Origin of the sequence: Quadrisphaera granulorum (assembly GCF_003149145.1) — a bacterium.
In the GTDB taxonomy this organism is placed as follows: domain Bacteria; phylum Actinomycetota; class Actinomycetes; order Actinomycetales; family Quadrisphaeraceae; genus Quadrisphaera; species Quadrisphaera granulorum.
The window spans coordinates 1-1,706 of record NZ_QGDQ01000070.1 but is presented as its reverse complement, the minus strand read 5'-3'; the positions used below and the strand labels follow the sequence as shown (position 1 = coordinate 1,706).

Below are 1,706 nucleotides of genomic sequence, written 5' to 3'. Positions count from 1 at the left end.
CCCCGTGCTCGACGTCGGTGGGACCACCTTCGGCCCAGTCGTGCACGTGGTGGGCCTCCCACCACCCCGGCGGGGAGGTGCAGCCGGGAATGATGCATCCGCCATCACGGGCGAGCATCGCGCGGCGCTGAGCGGGGCTGAACAGGCGCACGCTGCGTCCCAGCGCCAGCGCAGCGGCGGCCGGTCCTTGGCAGGACAGGGTCACGGTGTGCAGCACCGCGGTGCACGCCAGGTGCCGCAGCGCAGTGGTGCTCAGGGGCCGGTTGGTGGTCTCACACGTCGCCGCTCCGGCGCCGGGCAGCCCGGTGAGCTGGTCGGCGGTGGCGGTGGCGATGATGCGTGGGGGTTCCCCGCCGCGGGTCTGGTCCCCGGTGCGGCCCAGTCGGGTCAGCAGCGCCAGGGCGTCGGCGCGGCGTTGGGCAGGGGTGCGTTCATCACGGACCGCCACCCCGCCGCGCGGACGGGTGTCGCTGTCGGGGGTGTCGACGCCGGGAAGTGGCACGTCATCGCCGGTGTCGTCGGCCAGGGGTGCGGTGGTGGTGGGGTCGGGGGCGGAGAGGTGGTCGATGGCGGCTTTGACTTCGGCGCCGGTGACGGCGTCCAGACGGGCGCGTAGGTCGACGGTGCCGTCGGCGTGGACGGTGAAGTTCAGGTAGCGCCGGTCAATGTCGTCGGGGTTGAAACCACGGTCGGCGCGGTCGGGGTCCAGAGTGTGCGCCAGCGTTTCGCAGGCGGTGACCGCTTCGGGGTAGGTCAGCCCCGGCAAGGTGGCGGCCAGGAGGGCGTCGGCTTCGGGGCCGCGGGCGCGTTGGATCCGCCGCGGCAAAGAGCCCACGACGCGGCGGGCCAGGGAGGCGATGTCGGTGGAGACCCGTCCGGCGGCATGGGCTGCTCCCAGCCGGCCCAGCCCTTCACCGGTATGCAGCCGCACCGGGCTGGTCGCGGCGGTGGCGGCGCGTTCGGCGTCCAGATCGATCCCGAACCCCACCCCAGCACCCTCAGCGCCCTGATCGCTGTCGGCATCGTCGTCGGTGGGGCCGGTGGTGCCGGTGTCCTGGTCGCAGCCGGTGGGTGGGAAGGGCAGGGGGGCGATGGGGAAGGTGAGGGCTTTGGCGAGGTGGACTTCGCTGGTGGCGCGGCGGGGGTCGACGCCGGTGTGGGTGGTGAGCAGGTCGGTGGGGTTCTTGGCGCCGACGGTGATCAGGTCATCGGGGGTGAAGGATGCGGTGAGCAGCAGGAGTGTGGCGTCGGTGACGTCACGCACCTTCGCGGCCTGCTGCAGGGCTTGGACCCGCTGGTGGGCGGACAGTGAGGCCAGGTAGCCGGCGGCGTGGACGGCGGCGTCTGCGGCGGCGCGGGCGGTGGTGAGCGCTTCGTCCAGGGGTCCGGTCAAGGGCGGCAGGTCGGGCAGGTCGGATGCGGCGGCGCCGTCGTCGTCCTGGGCGGTGGGGGTGGGGGTGGCGCCGAGGGCGCCGGGGGCCAGTGGTTCGGGGACCCAGTCGTGGGCGGCGGGAGCGGCGGGACCGCCAGAGCCGCCAGCGCTGATGGGGCCGCCGGGACCGGTCGTGGGGTTGGGGTGGCCTGGTGCGGCGGAGGCGTCCTCGTGGGGTGTCTCGGAGGCCGTCCAGGTCATGGGTGGGACGTTACTGGGCGCCACCGACAGTCGTACAGGTGTGCAGAGTAAATGCTTGTTACGGGGTTTTGAG

1 protein-coding gene is annotated in these 1,706 nt (G+C 73.4%); it reads right to left on the bottom strand.

What is annotated here, in order from left to right; all coding sequences use genetic code 11:
- The coding region (locus BXY45_RS22715) for an HNH endonuclease signature motif containing protein (RefSeq protein ID WP_146211351.1) at window positions 1–1,633 on the bottom strand (1,633 nt) is incomplete at its 3' end.
- Window positions 1,634–1,706 lie beyond the last annotated feature (73 nt).